Source organism: uncultured Arcobacter sp., assembly GCF_937982575.1.
In the GTDB taxonomy this organism is placed as follows: Bacteria; Campylobacterota; Campylobacteria; order Campylobacterales; family Arcobacteraceae; genus Arcobacter.
Window position 1 is genome coordinate 194,269 of sequence record NZ_CALJLR010000015.1, and the last position, 21,494, is coordinate 215,762.

Annotated in this window: 23 protein-coding genes and 2 tRNA genes; 8 read left to right on the forward strand and 17 right to left on the reverse strand. The window is 30.4% G+C overall.

Annotated features, from left to right (window positions below; all coding sequences use genetic code 11):
• Positions 1–222 precede the first annotated feature (222 nt).
• Complete coding sequence (locus tag Q0617_RS10910; protein ID WP_298753315.1) at positions 223–2,484, forward strand: glutamine--tRNA ligase/YqeY domain fusion protein; 2,262 nt, start codon at positions 223–225, stop codon at positions 2,482–2,484.
• Between the two features lie 98 nt (positions 2,485–2,582).
• Complete coding sequence (locus Q0617_RS10915) at positions 2,583–2,987, forward strand: DUF350 domain-containing protein (RefSeq protein WP_298753316.1); 405 nt, start codon at positions 2,583–2,585, stop codon at positions 2,985–2,987.
• A gap of 30 nt (positions 2,988–3,017) precedes the next feature.
• Here Q0617_RS10915 and Q0617_RS10920 read toward each other — a convergent pair whose 3' ends face one another.
• On the reverse strand, positions 3,018–3,530 hold the full coding sequence (locus Q0617_RS10920) for a hypothetical protein (protein ID WP_298753318.1): 513 nt from the start codon (positions 3,528–3,530) through the stop codon (positions 3,018–3,020).
• A gap of 112 nt (positions 3,531–3,642) precedes the next feature.
• Positions 3,643–4,632 carry an LLM class flavin-dependent oxidoreductase gene (locus tag Q0617_RS10925; RefSeq protein ID WP_298753319.1) on the reverse strand — a complete coding sequence of 330 codons (990 nt, stop codon included), beginning with the start codon at positions 4,630–4,632 and terminating at the stop codon, positions 3,643–3,645.
• 198 nt (positions 4,633–4,830) lie between these two features.
• Here Q0617_RS10925 and Q0617_RS10930 point away from each other — a divergent pair, with 198 nt between their 5' ends.
• The 6 genes from Q0617_RS10930 to Q0617_RS10955 all read left to right on the forward strand — a co-directional run bounded on the left by Q0617_RS10930 (position 4,831) and on the right by Q0617_RS10955 (position 8,589).
• Positions 4,831–5,160: a hypothetical protein gene (locus Q0617_RS10930; protein ID WP_298753320.1), complete on the forward strand. Its 330-nt coding sequence runs from the start codon at positions 4,831–4,833 to the stop codon at positions 5,158–5,160.
• A 48-nt stretch (positions 5,161–5,208) separates the two neighbouring features.
• Entirely contained in the window at positions 5,209–5,607 is a 399-nt protein-coding gene (locus Q0617_RS10935; protein WP_298753321.1) for a rhodanese-like domain-containing protein, read from the forward strand.
• 40 nt (positions 5,608–5,647) lie between these two features.
• Positions 5,648–6,523 (forward strand): DMT family transporter, encoded by an 876-nt coding sequence (locus tag Q0617_RS10940; RefSeq protein WP_298753322.1) that lies wholly within the window; start codon positions 5,648–5,650, stop codon positions 6,521–6,523.
• Positions 6,524–6,616: 93 nt separating this feature from the next.
• Positions 6,617–7,105 carry a hypothetical protein gene (locus Q0617_RS10945; protein WP_298753323.1) on the forward strand — a complete coding sequence of 163 codons (489 nt, stop codon included), beginning with the start codon at positions 6,617–6,619 and terminating at the stop codon, positions 7,103–7,105.
• A 332-nt stretch (positions 7,106–7,437) separates the two neighbouring features.
• Positions 7,438–7,767 carry a hypothetical protein gene (locus tag Q0617_RS10950; protein WP_298753324.1) on the forward strand — a complete coding sequence of 110 codons (330 nt, stop codon included), beginning with the start codon at positions 7,438–7,440 and terminating at the stop codon, positions 7,765–7,767.
• A gap of 156 nt (positions 7,768–7,923) precedes the next feature.
• Positions 7,924–8,589: a hypothetical protein gene (locus tag Q0617_RS10955; protein ID WP_298753325.1), complete on the forward strand. Its 666-nt coding sequence runs from the start codon at positions 7,924–7,926 to the stop codon at positions 8,587–8,589.
• A 162-nt stretch (positions 8,590–8,751) separates the two neighbouring features.
• Here the strand turns inward: Q0617_RS10955 and Q0617_RS10960 are convergent.
• The 15 genes from Q0617_RS10960 to Q0617_RS11030 form a co-directional block, all read right to left on the reverse strand.
• Positions 8,752–8,826: transfer RNA gene (locus Q0617_RS10960), tRNA-Asn, on the reverse strand.
• 33 nt (positions 8,827–8,859) lie between these two features.
• Positions 8,860–8,934, reverse strand: a tRNA-Asn gene (locus Q0617_RS10965).
• A gap of 72 nt (positions 8,935–9,006) precedes the next feature.
• Positions 9,007–9,915: a radical SAM protein gene (locus tag Q0617_RS10970; RefSeq protein WP_298753326.1), complete on the reverse strand. Its 909-nt coding sequence runs from the start codon at positions 9,913–9,915 to the stop codon at positions 9,007–9,009.
• Complete coding sequence (gene hemE / locus Q0617_RS10975; protein ID WP_298753328.1) at positions 9,915–10,946, reverse strand: uroporphyrinogen decarboxylase; 1,032 nt, start codon at positions 10,944–10,946, stop codon at positions 9,915–9,917. The genes Q0617_RS10970 and hemE overlap by 1 nt, the downstream gene beginning before the upstream one ends.
• Positions 10,947–10,966: 20 nt before the next feature.
• Complete coding sequence (locus tag Q0617_RS10980) at positions 10,967–11,479, reverse strand: YqhA family protein (protein ID WP_298753329.1); 513 nt, start codon at positions 11,477–11,479, stop codon at positions 10,967–10,969.
• Positions 11,479–12,516 (reverse strand): aspartate-semialdehyde dehydrogenase, encoded by a 1,038-nt coding sequence (locus Q0617_RS10985; protein ID WP_298753330.1) that lies wholly within the window; start codon positions 12,514–12,516, stop codon positions 11,479–11,481. The genes Q0617_RS10980 and Q0617_RS10985 overlap by 1 nt, the downstream gene beginning before the upstream one ends.
• A 2-nt stretch (positions 12,517–12,518) precedes the next feature.
• A complete protein-coding gene (gyrA, locus tag Q0617_RS10990; RefSeq protein WP_298753331.1) occupies positions 12,519–15,077 on the reverse strand; it encodes a DNA gyrase subunit A in 2,559 nt (852 codons plus the stop codon).
• A gap of 114 nt (positions 15,078–15,191) precedes the next feature.
• The gene (locus tag Q0617_RS10995) at positions 15,192–15,413 is read right to left on the reverse strand and encodes a DUF465 domain-containing protein (protein ID WP_298753332.1); all 222 of its coding nucleotides are present in this window, start codon (positions 15,411–15,413) and stop codon (positions 15,192–15,194) included.
• Between the two features lie 38 nt (positions 15,414–15,451).
• Positions 15,452–16,633, reverse strand: a complete 1,182-nt coding sequence (gene argJ, locus Q0617_RS11000; protein ID WP_298753333.1) for a bifunctional glutamate N-acetyltransferase/amino-acid acetyltransferase ArgJ — start codon at positions 16,631–16,633, stop codon at positions 15,452–15,454.
• Positions 16,633–17,763, reverse strand: a complete 1,131-nt coding sequence (locus tag Q0617_RS11005; protein ID WP_298753334.1) for a potassium channel protein — start codon at positions 17,761–17,763, stop codon at positions 16,633–16,635. The genes argJ and Q0617_RS11005 overlap by 1 nt, the downstream gene beginning before the upstream one ends.
• A gap of 26 nt (positions 17,764–17,789) precedes the next feature.
• Positions 17,790–17,978: a 50S ribosomal protein L28 gene (gene rpmB / locus Q0617_RS11010; protein WP_298753335.1), complete on the reverse strand. Its 189-nt coding sequence runs from the start codon at positions 17,976–17,978 to the stop codon at positions 17,790–17,792.
• 60 nt (positions 17,979–18,038) lie between these two features.
• Complete coding sequence (locus Q0617_RS11015) at positions 18,039–18,911, reverse strand: glycosyltransferase (RefSeq protein ID WP_298753337.1); 873 nt, start codon at positions 18,909–18,911, stop codon at positions 18,039–18,041.
• The gene (locus Q0617_RS11020; protein WP_298753338.1) at positions 18,904–19,839 is read right to left on the reverse strand and encodes a glycosyltransferase family 9 protein; all 936 of its coding nucleotides are present in this window, start codon (positions 19,837–19,839) and stop codon (positions 18,904–18,906) included. The genes Q0617_RS11015 and Q0617_RS11020 overlap by 8 nt, the downstream gene beginning before the upstream one ends.
• Positions 19,832–20,893 carry a hypothetical protein gene (locus Q0617_RS11025; RefSeq protein WP_298753339.1) on the reverse strand — a complete coding sequence of 354 codons (1,062 nt, stop codon included), beginning with the start codon at positions 20,891–20,893 and terminating at the stop codon, positions 19,832–19,834. Before Q0617_RS11025 ends, Q0617_RS11020 begins: the two co-directional genes overlap by 8 nt.
• Entirely contained in the window at positions 20,890–21,468 is a 579-nt protein-coding gene (locus Q0617_RS11030; RefSeq protein ID WP_298753340.1) for a glycosyltransferase family 9 protein, read from the reverse strand. Before Q0617_RS11030 ends, Q0617_RS11025 begins: the two co-directional genes overlap by 4 nt.
• Positions 21,469–21,494 lie beyond the last annotated feature (26 nt).

The following is a 21,494-nucleotide window of genomic DNA, read 5'->3' on the forward strand; positions in this document are numbered from 1 at the left end:
AGTTACAAAATAATGCTTAATTCAAAATTATACATAAACTATAGTTTCTTCAAATAATATAAAAATCCTTACTTTAATTATATGTTAAAAAACAACAAACAACTCTAATCTTTTTATCTTCAAATAACTTCTACTAAGGTGCTATAAGCACTAATTTGATAAAATACATCTCTTAAATAGTTTTAGAATCAAAACGCAGTTTATTTAAAAGGTTTAATAATAATGAGTGAGCACAAAGATTTTTTACGAGTCAAAGTAGATGAAGACTTAAAATCAGGCAAATATAAAGAAGTAATTACAAGATTTCCTCCTGAGCCAAATGGCTTTCCACACATTGGACATGCTAAATCTATCTGTATAAATTTTGGTATTGCCCGTGATTTTGATGGTCACTGTAACCTTAGAATGGATGATACAGATCCTACAAAAGAAGATACAAAGTATGTTGAGGCTTTAAAAGATGCTGTAAAATGGCTTGGATTTGAATGGGGAGAAACAGAGTACTATACTTCTGATTACTTCCCTCGAATTTATGATTATGCTGTTGAACTTATCAAAATGGGTAAAGCATATGTTGATAGTCTAAAAGAAGAAGAGATACGAGAATATCGTGGAACAGTTACACAAGCAGGACGTAGAAGTAAATATGCTAATAGAAGTATTGAAGAGAACTTAGACCTTTTTGAACGAATGAAAAAAGGTGAGTTCAAAGATGGTGAACACATTTTAAGAGCTAAGATTGATATGTCAGCTTCTAATATGAAGATGAGAGACCCACTTTTATATCGTATCAGACATGCTCATCATTATAGAGCTGGAGATGAGTGGTATGTTTATCCAATGTATGACTTTGCTCACTGTTTATCTGATTATATAGAAGGTGTTACACACTCTATTTGTACACTAGAGTTTGAAAATAACAGAGAAATTTATGATTGGGTATTGGATACACTTAAACTTACTCCTCCTCGTCCTTATCAACATGAGTTTGCAAGACTTGGTATTAACTATACAGTTATGAGTAAAAGAAAGCTTTTAGAGCTAGTAGAAGGTAAATATGTAAGTGGTTGGGATGATCCAAGAATGCCTACAATTGCTGGATATAAAAGAAGAGGTTATACACCTGAATCTATTTTGAACTTTTGTGATCAAATTGGTATTGCAAAAGCAAACTCAATGGTTGATGTATCACAATTAGAGTTTTGTATCAGAGATGATTTAAATCAAAAAGTACCAAGAGTGATGTGTGTGATTAACCCACTAAAAGTTACAATCGAAAATTATGAAGGAAGTGAAGAGATTGAGGCTTCATACTACCCTCATGATGTACCTAAAGAGGGTTCAAGAAAAATACCTTTTTCTAAAGAGATTTATATTGAACGTGAAGACTTTATGGAAAATCCTTCTAAAGACTACAATCGTCTTGCACCTGAACAACCTGTACGACTAAGACATGCTTATATTATCACATGTAAAGAAATCATTAAAGATGAAAAAGGAAATATCACTGAAATAAAAGCAGAATATAACCCTACTTCAAAAAGTGGACAAGATAAAAGTGGTATCAAAGTAAAAAGTGCAATTCATTGGGTTGATGCAAAAGAGGCAAAACAAATCGAAGTAAGACTTTATGACAGACTATACAAAAATGAAACACCAGAAGGATTAGAAGACTTAAATCCAAACTCTTTATCTATCATTGAAAATGCTCTTATAGAACCTGCTGTTATTACTGAAAAAAAAGATGAAAGATTTCAGTTTGAAAGAGAAGGATATTTTTATGCTGACCCTATTGATTATAGTGATGAAAAACCAGTATTTAATAAAATAGTAGGACTAAAAGACTCTTGGGCTAAAAAGACAAAAACACCTGAAACTACACAAAAATCTGCTCCTAAACAAGAGATTAAAAAAGCAGTTGTACATGGTGAAGCAGAGCCTTTAAATGAAGAACAAAAAGCACTTTTTGATAAATATACTACTGAACTTAAACTAAATAGTGAGGTTGCAAACATCCTTGCACGTGATGAACAACTATCATCATTTTATGAAGAGGCATTATCTGAACTTAATAGCCCTATTGCAATAGCAAATATTGTAGCAAATGATGTAGCAAAAGAGCTAAAAGAAAAACAAATAAATGAGCTAAAATTTACAGCACTTCAAATAGCCCAACTAATAAAAATGGTTGATGAAGAAACTATTTCAAGTAAAATTGCAAAACAAGTATTTGAAGAAATGACAAAATCAGGAGAAAATCCAGAAAAAATAGTTGAAGATAAAGGTCTAGTACAAATAAGTGACCCTGCAATAATCTTACCGATTATTGATGAAATCATCGCAAAAAATCCTGATAATGTAGCTAAATTTAAAGCAGGTAATACAAAACTTTTAGGCTTCTTTGTAGGACAAGTTTTAAAAACTACTGGTGGAAAAGCAAATCCACAAGTTGTAAATGAACTTGTGGCTCAAAAGTTAAATTAAACAAAGCTAGTTATAAACCAAACTAGCTTTCTTATAGATAATATATTATATGAATCTTTATAGCTAACTTTAGATAAGATTTCAAAAAAAGGATTTAAATGGAAATAGAATTATTTATAGGCTTTCTTGGTTTCTTTTTTACCGCAATAATTTTAGTGATTGTTTTTCTTTACTTATATGCAATTGTTACACCTTATGATGATTACAAGCTAATTTTTGAAGAAAACAATTTAGCAGCAGCTCTTGGTTTTGGTGGAGCTATTATTGGAGTATCAATTCCTTTGTATAGTGCATTGGTTCACTCTGTATCTTATGTAGATTTTGCTATCTGGGGAACAGTTGCAATATTTATTCAATTAATTTTTGCATTTATTGTAACAAGACTTGGTGGTAAATACTCTTTTAAAACTAAGATTTCCGATGGAATTATTTCTGTTGGTATTTTGATGGCATTTTTATCAATTTCAATTGGACTTTTAAATGCAGGATCAATGAGTTATTAAAACTCATTGATTAAATATTTTTCTATTTTCTTAAAGAATATTATCAATATCTTCTTTTATCTTTTTAAATGTTTCAGAACTTATATTTCTATTTTTACTAATAAACTTTTCCAATCCTGAATTTTGTACAGGAATTCTTTTTGTAAACTTTACAATATCTTCTTCAATTGGCATCCCACCTATTTTAGTCTGCATCAAATCTATACATAAAAAGTCATCTTCTAAAGTAAATCGTGCATAGTTATAATAGATTTTTGACTCTTTGTTTATTTCAGTTAAGTCAATTGTCTCGGCTCTTAAAGAGGTATAATCCATCTTCCCTTTTCCAAAAAGCATTGTAAAAATAAAATAAGGTAATATATTTACATTTATATTTAGTTCACCTATTTTTATATCAATTTGCTTAACAAATATATCATCAATAAGTTTTATATAAAAGTTAGGGTTTAGTGTTCCTACATTTTTTAATACTTCACTATTTATATACTCGTATATCAAATATGCATTCTTTTTTATAAACTCTTTTTGTTCAGTTAACTGCATTTACTCTCCATATAACTAATTCTATCTATGATAATTTGTTAGAGCAATATTAACTAATCTACACTTTCTTTAATGTAAAAAATAAAACTCAAAAAAATATAAATACTCTATTTTAAAACCAAGTTTTTGCAATAAGCTCATAAGAGTGAATTCTTTTTTTGGGATTGTGAATCCATGAGTTTATCATTATTTCACTAGCACCTGTTCTTTGTACAAGATTTTCTAACTTCTCTTTTACAAATTCTGGTGTTCCCCAGATGGATTCTCTTAGCTTTTGAGTTATACTTCTTTTTTCCCACTCTTCCCACAACTCATCTATATTTTCAGTTGGTTTGGAAATGGGTCTCTCATCACCTCTTTGAAGGTAAAGAAATTTTTGGATTTCTGTGGTAGCTAAATATTTGGCTTCTTCATTTGTCTGAGCACATACTGCATTGATACAGATTATTATATAAGGTTCTTTTAGTTGTGCTGAGGGTTTGAAGTTTGATTTATAAACATCAATAGCATCCATCATCGCATCAGGTGCAAAGTGTGAAGCAAAAGCAAAAGGTAAACCTTTTACAGCAGCTAAACTTGCACTAAATGTACTTGAGCCCAATAGCCAAATAGGTATTTCAAGTCCATATCCAGGTACAGCTTTTATAGCTTTTTTACCCCCTTCATTGGATAAAAAATATTGTAAATGGTTTAACATAACAGGAAAATCAGAACCATCATTGTTATCTTTTCTTAAAGCCATTGCTGTTCTTTGATCAGTTCCCGGTGCTCTTCCTAAACCTAGGTCTATTCTATTTGGATACATTGATTCTAAGGTACCAAACTGTTCTGCTATAACCAAAGGCGTATGATTTGGCAACATTATCCCACCTGAGCCAATTCTGATTTTTTTTGTTCTTGCTCCAATATGACTTAAAATCACAGATGTTGCAGCACTTGCAATACTACTAAAGTTATGATGTTCCGCAATCCAATAACGCTCAAACCCTAACTCTTCTACCGCTTGAGCTAGTTTTGTACTATTTTCAATAGCTTCACTTATACTATATCCTTCACAAATAGGAACCAAGTCAAGTACAGATAAAGGAATTTGTTTTTTCATATGAACCTCTAATTTTTTAGTTTTTCAAGTATACAAAAAGAAACTAAATTGAAATATAATAATAAAAACCACTCATTTGTTTTAAAATATATTATATGTGAAGGAATTACAAAATCTTACAACTTGCAATAATTTTAAATATCATCATTTTTTAATGGTACAATCATCGCATAAGACTTAAAATATAGAGGATAAAACATGGATGGTAAAATGATAGTAACTTATAAAATACTGTGTAAAAATGACTTCAACTTAGAGCTAACACTTGAAAAACTATTTGCAAATGAAAAGATAGCAAAAACAATAAAAAGTGAATTTGCCAAAGGTATTAGAAATATTGATATTCTCACAAAAGATAGTGAAGCTAAAATAAAAATAGAGACCAAAAAAGAGCTATATAAATTTGAAGTAGATAAGAATGACTTTGCCGATTTAATAACACTAAGTGAAGAAGATGCAAAAAAAAGAAATCTTGCAAAAAAAGATTGTGCAGACGTAGAACTTGTGAATATAGAAACTATAGATTAAACTATTTAAAGCTATTATTTGGTAATTAATTAAGAAAAGGTTATAGATATGAGAGTATTCCTATCATTGGTATTTTTAGCTATTTTTGCATTTGGAGATTTTAAAGGACTTAGTCCTAAAATGCTTCAAGATAAAATTGATAAAAACATAGTACTTATTGATATACGAACTCCTCCTGAATGGAAAGAGCTGGGAGTTGTTCCAACAAGTAAAAAAATCATGTTCTTTGATGAAAAAGGAAATTATGATGTTCAAAGTTGGCTTAATGAGTTTTCAAAGTATGTAAAAGATAAAAATCAAGCTTTTGTTCTAATATGTAGGTCTGGAAATAGAACAAGTTTAGTTGGTGAATTTTTATCTAAACAAATGGGATATGAAAATGTCTTTCATTTAGAGCATGGCATTAAATCATGGATAAGAGAAAATAGAAAAGTAGAAGAAAATTAAAATACTAATAAATTATATTTAATTTGAGGAGATTTGATTTTTGAAAGATATAAAAGTTCAAGGGATGATTCTTGCTGCATTGGGAGTATTTATCATAAGCTTTGATGCTCTTTTAGTAAGACTTGCAAATCTTGATGCATCTGTTATTTCCTTTTATAGAGGTCTTTTTATGGGAATAAGTATGTTGATTCTTTGGAGACGAAGTAGTAGCAAAACTTGGATTCCTGCCAATAAACTAGAGTTTATGAATTTTTCTTTAGTGGTCATATTATCCGCACTGGGAACTTGTCTTTTTGTCTTTTCTGTAAAATACACAGCTGCTGCAAATACTGTTGTACTTTTGGCAACCTCTTCTTTCTTTGCAGCTATATTTAGCTATTTTTTACTAAAAGAGAGAATTCAAAAACAAACTGTTATTGCAATAGTTATATCTTTTTTGGGTGTATTTATTGTTTTTGGAAACTCTTTTTCTTTTTCTGGAAATTGGATAGGAGATATACTAGGTTTAGCTTTAGCTATAACTATGGGTATTGAGCTTACTCTGCTTAGAAAATATGGACATTTTCCTACTATGCTTGTCATCTCTCTTAGTGGTTTTCTTGTTGCAGGCATAATGTATATTTTTAGTGATAAGCTTTTAGATATCTCTTTAGAATCACTGTTTTGGCTAAGTATTATGGGCTTTATTCAGATTCCATTAGCCATGTATTTTATTTTTATCTCAACAAAATATATAACATCAGCAGAAGTAAGTCTTTTCACTACTATTGAAACAACAATGGCACCAATCTGGCTATGGCTTTTTCTTAGCGAAATACCACCAAAAATGACAATAATAGGTGGTACATTAGTTATATTTGCTATATTTATAAATGCCTTGCCAAGTATAATTAAAAAAAGAAATAAAACTTACTAATATATTTTCTCTTTTTTTTCTCAATACTATTTATATTAATTAGATATACTATCTCCAAAAATAGGCCCATAAGGAATAAAATGAGAAAATATAATGTCTAGTGAAATGATACTTGCTTCATTATCAAAAGTATGGCATATAATCCCAATTGTAATTTTTATTGTATTATTAAAAAAATTTATGAATAACAAATCCAAAAAACATAGAATAAACATAAATGAAGAGCATGAAAAAAAAGGTCAAAGCCTAGAGTTACGTACAGTCGAAAAATATGAAAAACTAGGATTTAAAGTAATCTATAACCAAACCAAAGAGCCTAAAGAAGATAGCATAGACATGATTTGCACAAAAGATGAGCAAACATTTCTAATAAAATGCAATAACAACTCAAAAGCAAAATCAATCAAAGCAGAAGATATAAGAGTATTTCATAAAAGTGCAATCAACTATGTTAAGACAAATAATCTAAAAGAGCATGATGTGAAATTTAGATATATAATACACTATGAGGATGCACTAGACAAATCTTCAAAAATCATACTAAAAGATGATTATTATAATTGTAGGTATGTGATTATATAAAGGTTTTAATGACTCTTTTTATTAAGTCTACTTTGAAGCTTTTGATTTTTTAATATATGACAAATCTTTAAAAAAACAACCTTTTGTATACTCTTTTCCATCAAAGCTTTTATAATGCTCTTGCATCAGTTCTAAATCTTCCTTGCGAACATTATATTTTTTTTTACAATTGTGACAATATAAGGAATAAGTATTCATAAAGATTACTATGCAAGTTGTGTTCTCAAAACTTCAAGATTAGTTTCAGAAAAGTTCTCATTTGGAGTCTATCCTTATTGAAAAAGGACATGGTACACTTTTTGTATATTAAAAAATAAACACAAAGGAATCATATGGTTTGTAAGTTTCAAGAGATAAGTGATTTTTTTCATAAGTACTCACAACTTTTAGAAGGTATTGAAGAACAAGAGTTAAAAGAGCTATTAGAAACATTTCCACATGCATGTAAATTTGTAAAATCACTTGATGAGGATATTGTTAATTGTGATGATTTAGAGCTAGTATCACAAAAAACTTTAGAGTTATTTGATAATGCCTACGAACATGAATATACAAAAGATGATATTTTAAAGTTTGCAGGTGTAACATGCAAAATATTCGATATCGTTGATGCTCCAAAACATCATGTTCCATTTATTTTAGTTATGTTGGCAAAACTTTGATACTTATCATTTAACTGAAGATAAAAGTATAAACTATCAATTGGTTAACTAATAAACTGGTACCAGATTTTTTATCCAATAAAGAAAATAGAAAAGAAGAAATTGTAAAGTTCTAATTGCTTATAATAGTCATAACTAATTAAAAGGTAATTACATATGAAAAACAAATTATTAATTTTAATATTTAGAGCACTTATTACCTTAGGAATTATTTCTTTTTTATGTTTATTCCTTTGGTCTGTATCATTATATTTAAATTGTGAAAAAGAAAATTTGTATAAGATACTACCCTCAACAGCTATTTTACTTTCTTCACTTATAGCTTCATTTGCTGTAATTAGAACTATTTTAAATACTCAACAAATTGAACTTGAAAAAAAAGAAAATGAAAAGAAAAAAAATAAAGTTATTTTAATTGCAGGATTAAAGCTATTTAATGAGATGATAGATGACCAAGAAACATACTTTAAAGAATTATCACAAGAAATAAATAAAAGCCAAGATGTTGATTTAAAAGAAATAGATTTAATTAAATATTTCTATGACAATGAAACAAATGAAAATATAATAATTAAAAATATTGACTACTTGTTAAATATTGAATTACATAAATATACATCTGAAAGATTAGTTTTTGATTTATTAAATATAAAAAATACAGCTTCTGAATTAATTCATTTATCTAAAATTCTGAAAAATACTCATATCGCAAACAATGATAAATCATCTTCTCTAAGAATTATAAATTATATTTTAGCTGAACTAGCCAAATCAAAAGATATGATAGAAAAACATAATAAAATGAAAGAATATTTTAATTAAATCAATTTAGTGAATAAGATTTTGAAAGAGTTCGAGGCAAATTAATTTTTTGGTTTAGGATTTACCTTCACGGTAATGAGTAAATCAAAAAATTGATTTAACGCTGAAATATTTTAAAAGATTGTTTAATAAATTGATTTTTTTGCTGAATGCAAAATGAAGTGGCTCCGGCACCTGGATTCGAACCAGGGACCAAATGATTAACAGTCATCTACTCTACCACTGAGCTATGCCGGAACTTGTATAAAAGGTATTTAAAAAGAAGTTTGATGGCTCCGGCACCTGGATTCGAACCAGGGACCAAATGATTAACAGTCATCTACTCTACCACTGAGCTATGCCGGAATCTTTCTTCTCTTTAAATGGAGTGGAAGTATAGTAAAATTTGTTTTTTTTGTCAAGGAAATTTCCCAAAAATTAGCAAATTTTATAAAAATTTAAACCTGCACTATCAACTAGAGATATTTTCGATGATTTCACTAGTTTTTCTAGCTCTTTTTTACTATTTTCATCAAACATATTATCGATATCTTCTAAGGTCAAAGGTCTTCTTTCTAGCAAAGATAATATCTCTTCATTACTATAAGAGTTTAGTTGTTTTCGTCTATTTTTAAATGCAATATTTACATTTATATTTTCAAATATTTTTGCAATACTTTCTAAAGTTTCAAAACTCACTGGTTTAACTTCATAAGCTGGTGGTCTATCAATTGTACCAATATCTACTCTATGTGGATTTATCTTTTTAACAGCTTCATAAAGTAGTTCTATTTCACTTTCTTTATCGTTTAAGTCTTTTACAAAAAGTATCTCTAAAACAAAACTTTTTGTAGTTTTTGCTTTAAACTCTATCATAGCTTCAATTATTTTTTCTATATCAATATTTTCATGTATTCTATCTAGTTTCTTAAAACACTTTTGGCTTACACAATCAAGTGATAACTTCACCGTGTCAAATTTCAATAAGGCATCAAAAATCTTTTTGTCATATATTGTACTTCCATTTGATAGTATTAAAGTCTTTGCCTCTTTTTTGATTTTATCTATTCTTGTGATTAGTTCATCTAAGTTTGGGTATAGAGTTGGCTCGCCATTTGCAGTGATTGTTATCATATCTATTTTAGGATACTTCTTAAAAGAGTTTTCAATAGCCTCTAAGACTTCATCTACACTTGGGTAAGAGTTCATCTTATCAACAGTTTTTGCAGGCTTTAATTCACAGTATAAGCAGTCAAAATTACACTGTTTTGTATCAGGAGATAAATCTACTCCCAAAGAGATACCAAATCTCCTTGAAGGAATAGGTCCAAAGATTATGTTTGACACTATTTTTTACTAACTCTTTGGCACTCTTTTACAAAGTGAATTGCATTTTCAACTGGAACATCAGGTAAGATACCATGACCTAAGTTAAAGATATGCCCTTCACCTTGCATGATGTCTTGAATTCCTTCAACACATTTTGTTGTAGCTTCTTTTGAGTATAATCTACAAGGTTCCATATTACCTTGAAGAACATATTTATCTCCAAGTTTTTCTTTTGCAAGTGCCATTGGAGTTCCCCAATCCACACCAAATACATCAAAATTTCCATAAACTTTGTCTAAAAATGCAGGGATTCCTTTAGGGAACATGATTACCGGGATATGTGGATATTTTTCTTTTAAATACTCAGCAATTTCTACCATATATTTCCATGAAAACTCATCGTATTTAGCTGGTTCTATTGCTGCTGCCCATGAATCAAATATCTGAACAACATCTGCCCCTGCTTTGATTTGGTTTTCCATATATAGTTTTACTATATCAGTTACTTTTCTTAAAATTTTATGTAGAAGTTCTGGATTTGAGTACATCATTTTTTTACAAATATTGTATGTCTTTGTCCCTTGCCCTTCTATCATATAAGTTGCTAGTGTCCAAGGAGCACCTGTAAAACCTATAAGTGCTTTATCTTCTGGTAACTTTTGTTTTAATAACTTGATAGTATCGTATACGTAAGTTAATTTATCAGCGGCTTCTTTTCCACCAAGTAAAGCATCAATATCTGCTTCTGTTTTAACAGGATCTCTGAAAATTGGACCTTCACCTTTGATAAACTCTAAGTGCATACCCATTTCATTTGGGATAACTAAAATGTCACTAAATAAAATAGCTGCATCAACTCCAACTATATCAAGTGGTTGGATAGTAACTTCTGCTGCTAATTCTGGATTATGGCATAGGTTTAAAAAGTTTCCAGCTTGAGCTCTTACTTTCATGTACTCTGGTAAGTATCTTCCAGCTTGTCTCATCATCCATACAGGAGTGTAAGGTGTTGGTTTTCTAAAACATGCATCTACAAATATTTTTGACATTATAATTTTCCTTTTGTATTCTATTTCTTTCCAACTTTTCCCAAAAAGAAAAGTCCAACTGATAGTGCAGTAACCGCAAGTGCAAAATATAGCATCTCTAGTGCACCATCATATTTTGTATGTAAAACTCTTTGAAAAAAGTTTACAACTAAAACCATAACTATAACTTTTGCTATTTTATCTTTTAGTTGGTCTAGTGTTGTTATTGATAAAATTTTTGAGTCATCTTTTGCAACTTGTGAGTGGTCAATTGGAGAAATAAAGAGTTCATATACACCAAATGAGAATATTAACATAACAACTGCTATCAAATATAAATCAACAGCTCCAATAATACCACTTACAATATCTTCGTGGAAATGTTCTGGATGTGCACTTGCAACAATTGTATCAAAAGCATATACAGCTACACCAAAAATATCCATACTAGCTACAACAAAAAGAACTAAAGCTCCAATGAGCCCAAAAATAACTGCCGAAAGAACAAGAAATCTTGTCTTCCACATGGCAGCTTCAAAAAGCTTTTCAATCATTAAATGTCGTTCTCCAACTCAATCCATTTAAGTGCTATTCTAACAGAGTTAGTTGCAGCCCCTACTCTTACTTGGTCAGCAACATTAAAGTAGTGAACCATATTTGCAGAATAGATATCTTTTCTAATTCTTCCTACATATGTAATATCAGTATCAGTTGAAATAATTGGCATAGGGTATGCGTTGTTTTCAAGGTCATCTATTACTTCTACATTTTCAAATTTTTCTAATGCAGTTCTTACTTCATTAACATCAACATCAACATCATCTGCAAACGTTACAGTGATAGATTCACTATGGCTTCTAAGAACTGGAACTCTCACACAAGTAGCAGCTATTTGCATATCTTTGTGCATGATTTTTTGAGTCTCTTTTACCATTTTCATCTCTTCTTTAGTGAAGCCATTATCTTGGGCTACATCTATTTGAGGAATAACATTATTTACAATTTGATGTGCAAAAGCTTCTACATTTACTTCATCTAATTTAAAAGCTAACATACCTTGCATTTGTTTTACAAGCTCTTCCATACCTTTTTTACCAGCTCCTGAAACAGCTTGATATGTAGATACATCAACTCTTTTGATTCCATAAAGTTCATCAAGTGGTTTTAATGATAGTACCATTTGAATAGTAGAACAATTTGGATTTGCAATAATTCCTGATTGTTTCCACAAAGCTATATCTTCTGGATTTACTTCTGGTACAACTAAAGGTATAGTTGGGTCCATTCTAAAGTGACTTGTATTATCAATAACTACAGCACCTGCTTCAACAGCATATTTAGCAAACTTTTCAGATATAGATCCACCTGCACTAAAAAAAGCAATATCTACTTCATTTTCTTCGAAACAAGTTTCAGTTAGCTCTAAAACATTTATCTCTTTATTTTTATACTCAATAGTACTACCTAAACTTCTTGCACTTGCTAAGGGAACAATTTTATTAACAGGGAAGTCATATGCTTCCATAACTCTAAACAGTTCTTCACCAACTGCACCAGTAGCACCAACTACTGCTACATTAAATCTTCTCATTTCTAATCCTCTCCTAAAGTATTATCTTTATCAACTGTACTTTCTTCTGGTTTATCTTTTAAATTAAATTCATCTAAATTAATACCATCCATAGTATCAGCACTTTCAATATCCAACTCATCATCATCTTCTTTTGGACATTTTGCTATTGAAACAACTTTATCTTTTGCATCAACATTTACAATAATTACACCAGAAGTATTTCTTCCAGCTTTTCTGATTGTTTGCATATCTACTCTAATCATTTTACCAATAGAAGTTAAAATCATCAAGTCTTGTGCTTCATCAACTAATACAGCACCTACAACACTACCAGTTTTAGCGCTTAATTTCATAGAAATAACACCACTTCCAGCTCTGTTTGTCTCTCTATACTCTTCTACTGTTGTTCGTTTACCAATACCTTTTTGAGATACTGTTAACAACTCTTGTTCAACATTATCAACAACATTTGCATCAACTACGAAGTCACTATCATGTTTAAACTTGATACCTCTTACACCTCTTGTACTTCTACCTTGTTCTCTTGTTTTCTCAATATCAAATCTAATACATTGACCTAAGCTTGTGAAAACCATCAGGTATTGAGATTCAACAGTTGTGATTTTTGCTGTTACAATTTCATCTGCATCATCAAGAACAATTGCTCTTACACCATTACTTCTGATGTTTGAGAATTCTTTTAATGATGTTCTTTTAACAACACCATTTCTTGTAAAGAATGCCAATGATTTTGACTCATCAAAATCACTTGTTGGAATGATTTCCATAATTTTTTCATCAGGTCTTAGGTTGATTAAGTTAACAACTGCTTTACCTTTAGCTGTTCTGCTTCCTTCTGGGATTCTATAAACTTTCAACCAGTATAGTTGCCCCATGTTTGTAACAAACATCAAGGTATCATGGGTATTAGTTACAAAGAATCTTTCAATAAAGTCATCATCGTGAGTAGTAACTGCAACTTTACCTTTACCACCTCTTCTTTGTTTTTCATAAGATTTTATTGGTACTCTTTTTACATATCCATTATGAGTAATAGTAACTACCATTGGCTCATTTGGAATTAAGTCTTCAATATCAATCTCATCATAAGAATCTTCAATATCAGTTAATCTTTTAGATGAGTATTTTTCTCTAATTTCATTTAACTCTTCTTTGATTATTTCAACTAATCTTTCTTCTGATTTTAGGATAGCTTCAAGTTCTGCAATAATAGCCATAAGTTCTTGATATTCTGCCTCTAATTTATCTCTTTGAAGACCTGTTAATCTTCCTAATCTCATATCTAAAATAGCTTGTGACTGGATTGCACTTAATCCAAATCTCACTTCTAATTTCTCTTTTGCATCAGCATCATTTGAACTTGCTCTGATGATTTTAACTACTTCATCTATATTATCAAGGGCAATTTTAAGACCCTCTAAGATATGAGCTCTTGCTTTTGCTTTTTCTAAGTCAAATATAGTTCTTCTAATAATTACTGTTTTTCTATGTGAAATAAATACATTTAATAGCTCAGGCAATGTAAATACCTTTGGCTCTTTATTATGTACAGCTAAAAGAATAATTCCAAATGTAGTCTCCATAGGAGTTGATTTGTATAGATTATTCATAACTATTTCACTCATGGCATCTTTTTTAAGTTCAATTACAACTCTAATACCATCTCTATCTGATTCATCTCTAACTTCTGAAATACCTTCTATTTGCTTATCTTTTGTAAGGTTTGCAATAAGCTCAATAAGTCTTGCTTTATTTACTTGATAAGGCAATTCATCAAGTACAATAATCTCTTTTTTTCCTCTAGTTTCAATATGGTGTTTAGCTCTAATTCTAACTCTTCCACGTCCAGTATTATATGCATCAATAATACCTCTTCTTCCAAAGATAGTTCCACCTGTTGGGAAATCTGGACCTTGAATAAACTCCATTAACTCATCAGCTGTAGCTTCTGGATTATCAAGAATATGCATTGTTGCATCAAGTAACTCATTTAGATTATGAGGAGGAATCTTTGTCGCCATACCAACTGCAATACCTTCAGAACCATTCATAAGTAATGTAGGAACTCTTGTAGGTAAAACTGATGGCTCTTTTATAGTATCATCATAGTTCATTGTAAAGTTAACAGTATCTTTATCAATATCTTTTAAAATATCTTCAGAGATTTTTGTAAATCTTGACTCTGTATATCTCATAGCTGCTGCACTATCACCATCTACTGAACCGAAGTTTCCTTGTCCATCAATAAGTGGTTCTCTCATAGAGAAGCTTTGTGCCATTCTTACAAGTGCATCATAAACTGAAGTATCTCCATGGGGGTGATACTTACCAATAACATCCCCAACTATCCTTGCAGATTTTTTATATGGTGCTCTTGCACTCATATTTAAATCGTGCATTGCAAATAGTATTCTTCTGTGTACTGGCTTCAATCCATCTTTAGCATCTGGTAAAGCTCGACCAATAATTACACTCATCGAGTAGTCTAAGTATGAAGACTTTACGGAATCTTCGATATTTATATCTATAATATCTTGATTTTCAAAAAGGTTTTCCATTGATATTGCCTTGTTATAAAATTTAGATATTTTATCCAAATTTTACTTAGTGTTAGTGAATAAAAAAGGGGGAAAGTATAAAACTCTCCCCCTTGTACAAATTTAATCTAATTTTTATAAATTATTATCTTTTTTATACTTTATAACAACGTCATAGATCTCATCTTTTAGTCTAAGCTTTTCTTTTTTCTTAGTTTCAATTTCAAATTGATCAGCATGAGCTTTCTCTAATTGTGCAATCTCTTCATCTAAAGCATTATGTTTATCAAAAAGATTGTGAAAGTGGTTATCACGGCTCTTTAATTGAGTTATTATTTCTCTGTGTTCATGAAACATATGTTTTCCTTGTTTTTAAATTCTTTTTATTATAACAGTTATGTTCTATAGTCTGCATTAATTTCTACATATTTATAACCTAAATCACATCCATATGCAGTAAAGTTTTCACTACCAAGCCCTATATCACAAATAATTTTAAACTCTCTATTTTGTAATACTTTTCCAGCATCTTCTTCACATTTTGCATCAAATACAATTTCACCTTTGTTAAATACAACTACATCATTATAAGAGATAACTAAAGTGTTTTCATCACACGCTATTCTACTAGCTCCTATTGTTGAAGCTATTCGTCCAAAGTTAGGGTCTTCTCCAAATAGTGCTGTTTTTACTAACAGTGAGTTTGATAAAGCTTTTGCAGCTTTCATTGCATCTTCTTTTGATGCAGCATTAATAACTTCAAAGGCAACACTCTTTTTAGCACCTTCACCATCAGCAACCATTAACATAGCCATGTCATGCATTACTAGTTTTAAAGCCTCTTTAAATGCTTCTTTATCATAAGCATTTGATTTACCATTTGCCAATACTAATACAGTATCGTTTGTAGAAGTATCTCCATCAACTGAGATTGCATTGAAAGTTGTTTCACTAGCTTCATTTAAAGCTTCTTGAATAGCCTCTTGTGAAACTTTTGCGTCAGTACAAATAAAACATAACATTGTTGCAAGGTTTGGATTTATCATTCCTGCACCTTTTGCTACTGAACCTATTTTAAAACTAGTTCCATCTTCAAGTTTAACTTCATACATACAAGTTTTTGCATAGGCATCTGTTGTCATAATAGCTTGACTTAAACTCTCACCATTTTTACTTGTTAAATCAAACTTCTTAGCTCCAGCAACTATTTTTTGTATTGGAAGTCTATTTCCAATAACTCCAGTTGAGCTCATAATTGGATTTTTAATATCAAAATTTAGTGAAGAAAAAATAGTATCAATATCTTCAATACCTTTTTGACCTGTTAACGCATTTGCATTTTTTGAGTTTATCAAGACAAAATTTGTTTTAAAATTAGCCGAATATTTTTGATAGTGTTTTAATGGTGCTGCTTGAAATTTGTTATTTGTAAAAACTGCTCCCACATCACACAAAGTATCACTATAAATGAAACCTATATCTTTTTTATTATTTGCTTTTAAACCAGCAGAGATACCATCACAATAGAAACCATCAATTTGGTCTATAAAACCTTTTATTGGAAAAATCGAAAACATTAGCTACAACACTCCTCTGGTACAACTTTTTGATTTATTAAAATTTTTGCTTTTGCGATACCTTTTTGATTACCTACTAAAAGTAATTTACAATCACCTTCAATAATAGTTGAACCTTTTGGCATTTGAATAAATCTTCCTCTTTTTTCTGTAATACCTATCACAGAAACCTTATATCTATCTCTTAAATGAATATCTTTTAGCTGTCTTGTTACTAACCATGAACTTTCACGTACCAATACCTCTTCCATATCAATAGGAGTATCAGGTTTATATAAAAACTCTTCAAGTACATTTTCCATATCAGGTCGAACTGCCATAGCCGAAACTCTTTTTGCCATAAGTGATGGAGGAGCTACAACTTTATCCGCCCCAAGTTTTTTTAATCTCTCTTTATCATGCTGTGTTTCTGCATTTGAGATAATCAAAAATGGTTTGTTTCTTCCTAACTCTTTCTCATAAAGTCTAACAGATGCAATAAGTGTAATATTATCAGAAATATTTCTTGCAAGTGTAATAACACCCTTTGCAGATGATAAGTGAGACTTTAAAAAGGCTCTTTCAGTAAAAGATTCCTCACATACATAATATGGGTAGTTGTACTCTTTTGCTATCTCTTCTATGTCTTCTCTTGGATCAACTACTACAAAAGGTACATGATTCTCTCTAAATTGTCTAGCGAGCTGAATTGTATATTCATTGTGATGAAAGATAACAAAATGTCTACGAAGTCTTGCAATTTTATAAAGCATATTTCTTTCCTTATATAGTTCAATCAGGTTACCTTTTACAATTGCATCAATTAGTACAGCAATTGAAAGAGTAAACAAAGCAAACCCAAAAATAATAAGTGTGACGGTGAAAAACCTACCCGCATCAGAAATTGGAGCAATCTCTCCAAAACCAACTGTAGTAAAAGTGATACCTGTTTGATAAATAGCATCTAATATTGGAAAATCATCTATAAGCACATATCCAACTGTACCAATCATCATTAATAATTGTACTAGTACTAAAGGTACTCTAAATGGTTTTAACTGTTGATATATTAAGGGGTTAAGATCGTATTCTGGCTTTGTAGTTCTTATTTCCCAGCCAAGGGATTTTTTTAAATTACGAAAGATGCTCATAGAAGCACTTTATTTTAGTGCCTCTATTATGAGTTTTTCTTAAGAGTTCTTAACTCTTTTGCTGATATTTTAATTTTTTGTGTAGTACCATCATCTAAAGTAACTCTTACAGTTCTTAAGTTAGGTAAAAATCTTCTTTTTGTTCTGTTTTTTGCATGACTTACGTTGTTTCCAGCCATAGGTCCTTTTCCAGATATTGCACATCTTCTTGACATTATTTTTCCTTCTGTTTTCAAAATATCTGCGAATTATATCTTTTTTATCTTAAGTTTAATTTAAATATCAGAAAGTATTTCTTCTAATCTTTTAAACTGGATATCAAATAAAAATTCATCCGCTGTTTCTTTGTTTGTTTTTTTTATATTTTTTAGTTCATCTTTATTTGATAAGATTGCTTCTACTTTAAACTGCATTGACCTATCACTTGGTGAATCCATTGTTGAAAATATATCAATAACTTCTCTTGAGGCACTATTTGCACTTACAAAAACTGCTGTTTTATAAAACATAGCTTTTATAACATTTGAAGAGAAAGCTTTTATATATGTAGGTAGTATATAAATATCAGCAGCACTATATAACAAATCCATATTTTTATAATCTTCTAAAAGCATCACTTTATCATCTAAATTATATTTAGTGAATTTAAATTTTAGAGTATAGATTTGTTTACTATCACCTGCAATTATTGCTTTAAAGTTATTTGCACTCAATGTTGCTATTATATTTAAAAACTCTATTACTCCATTTTTCATTAAATTCTTTGCATGAAAAAGTATGATTTTATCTTTTTTATTAAGATTTAACTCTTGTGACAATATTTCTTTTGACTCTTTTGGTTTTAGATATGTTGAAGTTATTGTGGGATAAATAACCTCAATCTTATCATTTGTAATATTGCAAGCTTTTATCATCTCTTGTTTCATAGTATATGAATTAGCAATAGTTTTCTTAGAGTTTTCAACTAACTCAATTGACTCTTCATCTAATACTCCACTATGAAAATAGATATCAGGATAAGTTTTACTCTTGAAAGTTAATTTATCCAAAATATTTTGTTTTTTATGGAGTTTTATATTTTCTTTTTTTAGAAGTTCATCTATAAGTATGTTTTTTGATTTGAAATAAATTGATAAGTTTTTATTCATTTATTACCTTTAACACATCATCTGAAGTTATAAGCTTCATACAATCATGATGCCCTAAAGGACATACTCTTTTCATACAAGGTGCACACTCTAAGTTTTTAGTGATAATGTGCTCATTGGGATTATTCCATTGATTTGTCTCTTTGTATCTTGTAGGACCAAAAATTGCATAAGTAGGAACTTTAAAAGCAGCTGCTATATGCATAGGTCCAGAATCATTTGTAATAAAAATATCTAACCCTGCAACTTTTTCAATAAGCTCAGGAATGCTAGTCTTTCCAGCTATATTTTGGTAGTTTTTTATACCATTTTCTTTTAAAGATTTTTCAATATCACTAGCAATGTCAACTTCCCCAGGACCACCAAAAATTACAATATCATACTTAAATGCTAGCTCAACAGCAACTTTTGCAAACTCTTTTGGGTACCATCTTTTTGCACTACCATAAGTTGCCCCAGGGTTTATTCCTAAAGTCGGTTTTGAGTATGAAAAAGGTTCAAAATAGAGTTTTAAATCACCAGGGAGGTTGTTTAAATTTAACGCATGATTGATAAAGTCATTGTAACGAAGAACTTGATGTTTTTCTTCTTTCACAAGTCTTTTATAGTTGAATTTTTTTTGAGCCTTAATAAAAAACATCATTAACTTAGAAGAAAAACTTCGTCTAAAAGAGATGGCTAAGTCTACTGAGCCTATTTCATTAGCAATTTTAAATAAACCCACATAACGGTTCTTAGCTTTTTTACTATTATCAACAAGAATACGTTTGACGTTTTTAAAGTTTCCCAAAGCTTGTGTTGAGACATACGAACCCAACATTGTAATCTCTGCATTGGGATAGGTTTTGATGATATTTTCAATTGCAGGGGTAGTCATAATTGCATCGCCTAACCATGTAGGAATTTCTATAAATATTTTTTTAACCATAGTGTTGTACCATCTCTTTGTAAGCATAAAATTGTGGCAATTTGATGAGTTTACCCTCTCTATTATCCACCAAACCATACCCTGGAGCAATCAGTTGATGCCAATAGACACGACGAACTTTCCCTGTATTTATGGCAATCTCATGATACTCTTTCATATATTTTGTATAGGTATCACAACTTACGCACTCTTTTTCACTCGTAGGTGCATACGGTGCCGTGTTTGAAAGAGGCCAGTTTACTTCTGTGATATAGACATCATCGCTTTTGCATTTTGAAGAGAGTTTCACCAAAGTATACAACAAATCAATTTTGTTGTGTGTATCAAAAAAACCATACTGAGTATTTGAAGGACCACCTCGTCTGTCTACATATAACAGCGCATTTACTTTATCAAACTCTACATTAAAAGTATTAAACAGTGCTCTTATAGTGTAGTAGTATTCAAAGTCAATCATACTGGGACCTATGAGTTGAACGTGAGGGAAGTGCTCTTTTTTTAATTTTTGCGCAATAAGGTAAAAATCCAAATACTCTTTCACACTAAAAAAGCCCCATTTGGCACGATTAATCGTGGTACCAATTTGATACTCATCAACGATTCCATCAAACTTAGTCAAAATGATATTTAAATCTTCTTTGAGCAGTTTGCCATCTTCAATATGTACTCTGTCTTGCATGATATTCAGCAAAATATGTTTTTTATTTTGGACATTAAAACTTTGGGCAAATGTAACATACTCATCGATTTTATCCATCTCCCACAAAGGAAGTCGAATGATTAAGTGTTTAATGCCCAACTCTTCTATGAGTTCTTGTTGGTCATTGCCTTTATCTAAATTCACACCCATTCCAAAAAATGAGTTGTCAATGTTTTGCTTTTTTGAAAAAAACTTCATCACTAATATGGCAAAAGGCAAAACAATCAAAGAACTCAGAAGAAGTTTGACATAGTCCAACACATATCTTTTACGCATGGCTTTTTTATACGCTTTATCTTTAATAACATGCGGCTGGTCTGAGTATTCATCCCAAAAAAAAGGCGCTTGATTCATGAAGTCAACTCTTTTAATCTTTGTTCGATTTCCAAATACAATGCGTTGGAATAATCAGCTGGAACTAAAAAGTTGTTTTGGTTCTCTTTTTCACTGATTGTTGCCCAGCGTTTATCACTTGCAAAAAGTGTGTCTCCAAAAAATGAAAGCGTTTTTGTATTGACTGCCCCTGCTAAATGCATGGGCCCCGTTGAAGTACTGACAAACAGAAAACATGAACTTAAAAATTGGGTAAATTCATACAACGACATCTTAGAGTCTAAAATCTCTGCATCAAAATCTAAATGTGCTTGAATGTACTCTTTAGAATCTCCATCATCAGGTCCAAAAGTAAACACTGCACGATATTCATTGTTTTGAAGGGTTCTTGCTAAGGTGATGTAGTCATCTAGTGCTAAGTTTCCATCACTACTTCCTCCAAATCCTGGGTGAAAGACCACTTTTTTCTCTTTAGATGAAGTGATATTTAAAAGTGGTTTAGAAAAAGTTGCTTGCAAATCAGGGAAAAGTTTTAACCCCAAATCAAGGTTGTATTGCCATTCTGTTTTTTCTACACGACTTCGTCGTTGTTTCACCCGTTTGTTAAAAAAAAATTGAGCAA

Coding starts and splice junctions, on each gene's coding strand:
- Q0617_RS10910 (WP_298753315.1), top strand. CDS start 223: ATGAGTGAGCACAAAGATTTTTTACGAGTCAAAGTAGATGAAGACTTA.
- Q0617_RS10915 (WP_298753316.1), top strand. CDS start 2,583: ATGGAAATAGAATTATTTATAGGCTTTCTTGGTTTCTTTTTTACCGCA.
- Q0617_RS10920 (WP_298753318.1), bottom strand. CDS start 3,530: ATGCAGTTAACTGAACAAAAAGAGTTTATAAAAAAGAATGCATATTTG.
- Q0617_RS10925 (WP_298753319.1), bottom strand. CDS start 4,632: ATGAAAAAACAAATTCCTTTATCTGTACTTGACTTGGTTCCTATTTGT.
- Q0617_RS10930 (WP_298753320.1), top strand. CDS start 4,831: ATGGATGGTAAAATGATAGTAACTTATAAAATACTGTGTAAAAATGAC.
- Q0617_RS10935 (WP_298753321.1), top strand. CDS start 5,209: ATGAGAGTATTCCTATCATTGGTATTTTTAGCTATTTTTGCATTTGGA.
- Q0617_RS10945 (WP_298753323.1), top strand. CDS start 6,617: ATGTCTAGTGAAATGATACTTGCTTCATTATCAAAAGTATGGCATATA.
- Q0617_RS10950 (WP_298753324.1), top strand. CDS start 7,438: ATGGTTTGTAAGTTTCAAGAGATAAGTGATTTTTTTCATAAGTACTCA.
- Q0617_RS10955 (WP_298753325.1), top strand. CDS start 7,924: ATGAAAAACAAATTATTAATTTTAATATTTAGAGCACTTATTACCTTA.
- hemE (WP_298753328.1), bottom strand. CDS start 10,946: ATGTCAAAAATATTTGTAGATGCATGTTTTAGAAAACCAACACCTTAC.
- Q0617_RS10980 (WP_298753329.1), bottom strand. CDS start 11,479: ATGATTGAAAAGCTTTTTGAAGCTGCCATGTGGAAGACAAGATTTCTT.
- Q0617_RS10985 (WP_298753330.1), bottom strand. CDS start 12,516: ATGAGAAGATTTAATGTAGCAGTAGTTGGTGCTACTGGTGCAGTTGGT.
- gyrA (WP_298753331.1), bottom strand. CDS start 15,077: ATGGAAAACCTTTTTGAAAATCAAGATATTATAGATATAAATATCGAA.
- Q0617_RS10995 (WP_298753332.1), bottom strand. CDS start 15,413: ATGTTTCATGAACACAGAGAAATAATAACTCAATTAAAGAGCCGTGAT.
- argJ (WP_298753333.1), bottom strand. CDS start 16,633: ATGTTTTCGATTTTTCCAATAAAAGGTTTTATAGACCAAATTGATGGT.
- Q0617_RS11005 (WP_298753334.1), bottom strand. CDS start 17,763: ATGAGCATCTTTCGTAATTTAAAAAAATCCCTTGGCTGGGAAATAAGA.
- rpmB (WP_298753335.1), bottom strand. CDS start 17,978: ATGTCAAGAAGATGTGCAATATCTGGAAAAGGACCTATGGCTGGAAAC.
- Q0617_RS11015 (WP_298753337.1), bottom strand. CDS start 18,911: ATGAATAAAAACTTATCAATTTATTTCAAATCAAAAAACATACTTATA.
- Q0617_RS11020 (WP_298753338.1), bottom strand. CDS start 19,839: ATGGTTAAAAAAATATTTATAGAAATTCCTACATGGTTAGGCGATGCA.
- Q0617_RS11025 (WP_298753339.1), bottom strand. CDS start 20,893: ATGAATCAAGCGCCTTTTTTTTGGGATGAATACTCAGACCAGCCGCAT.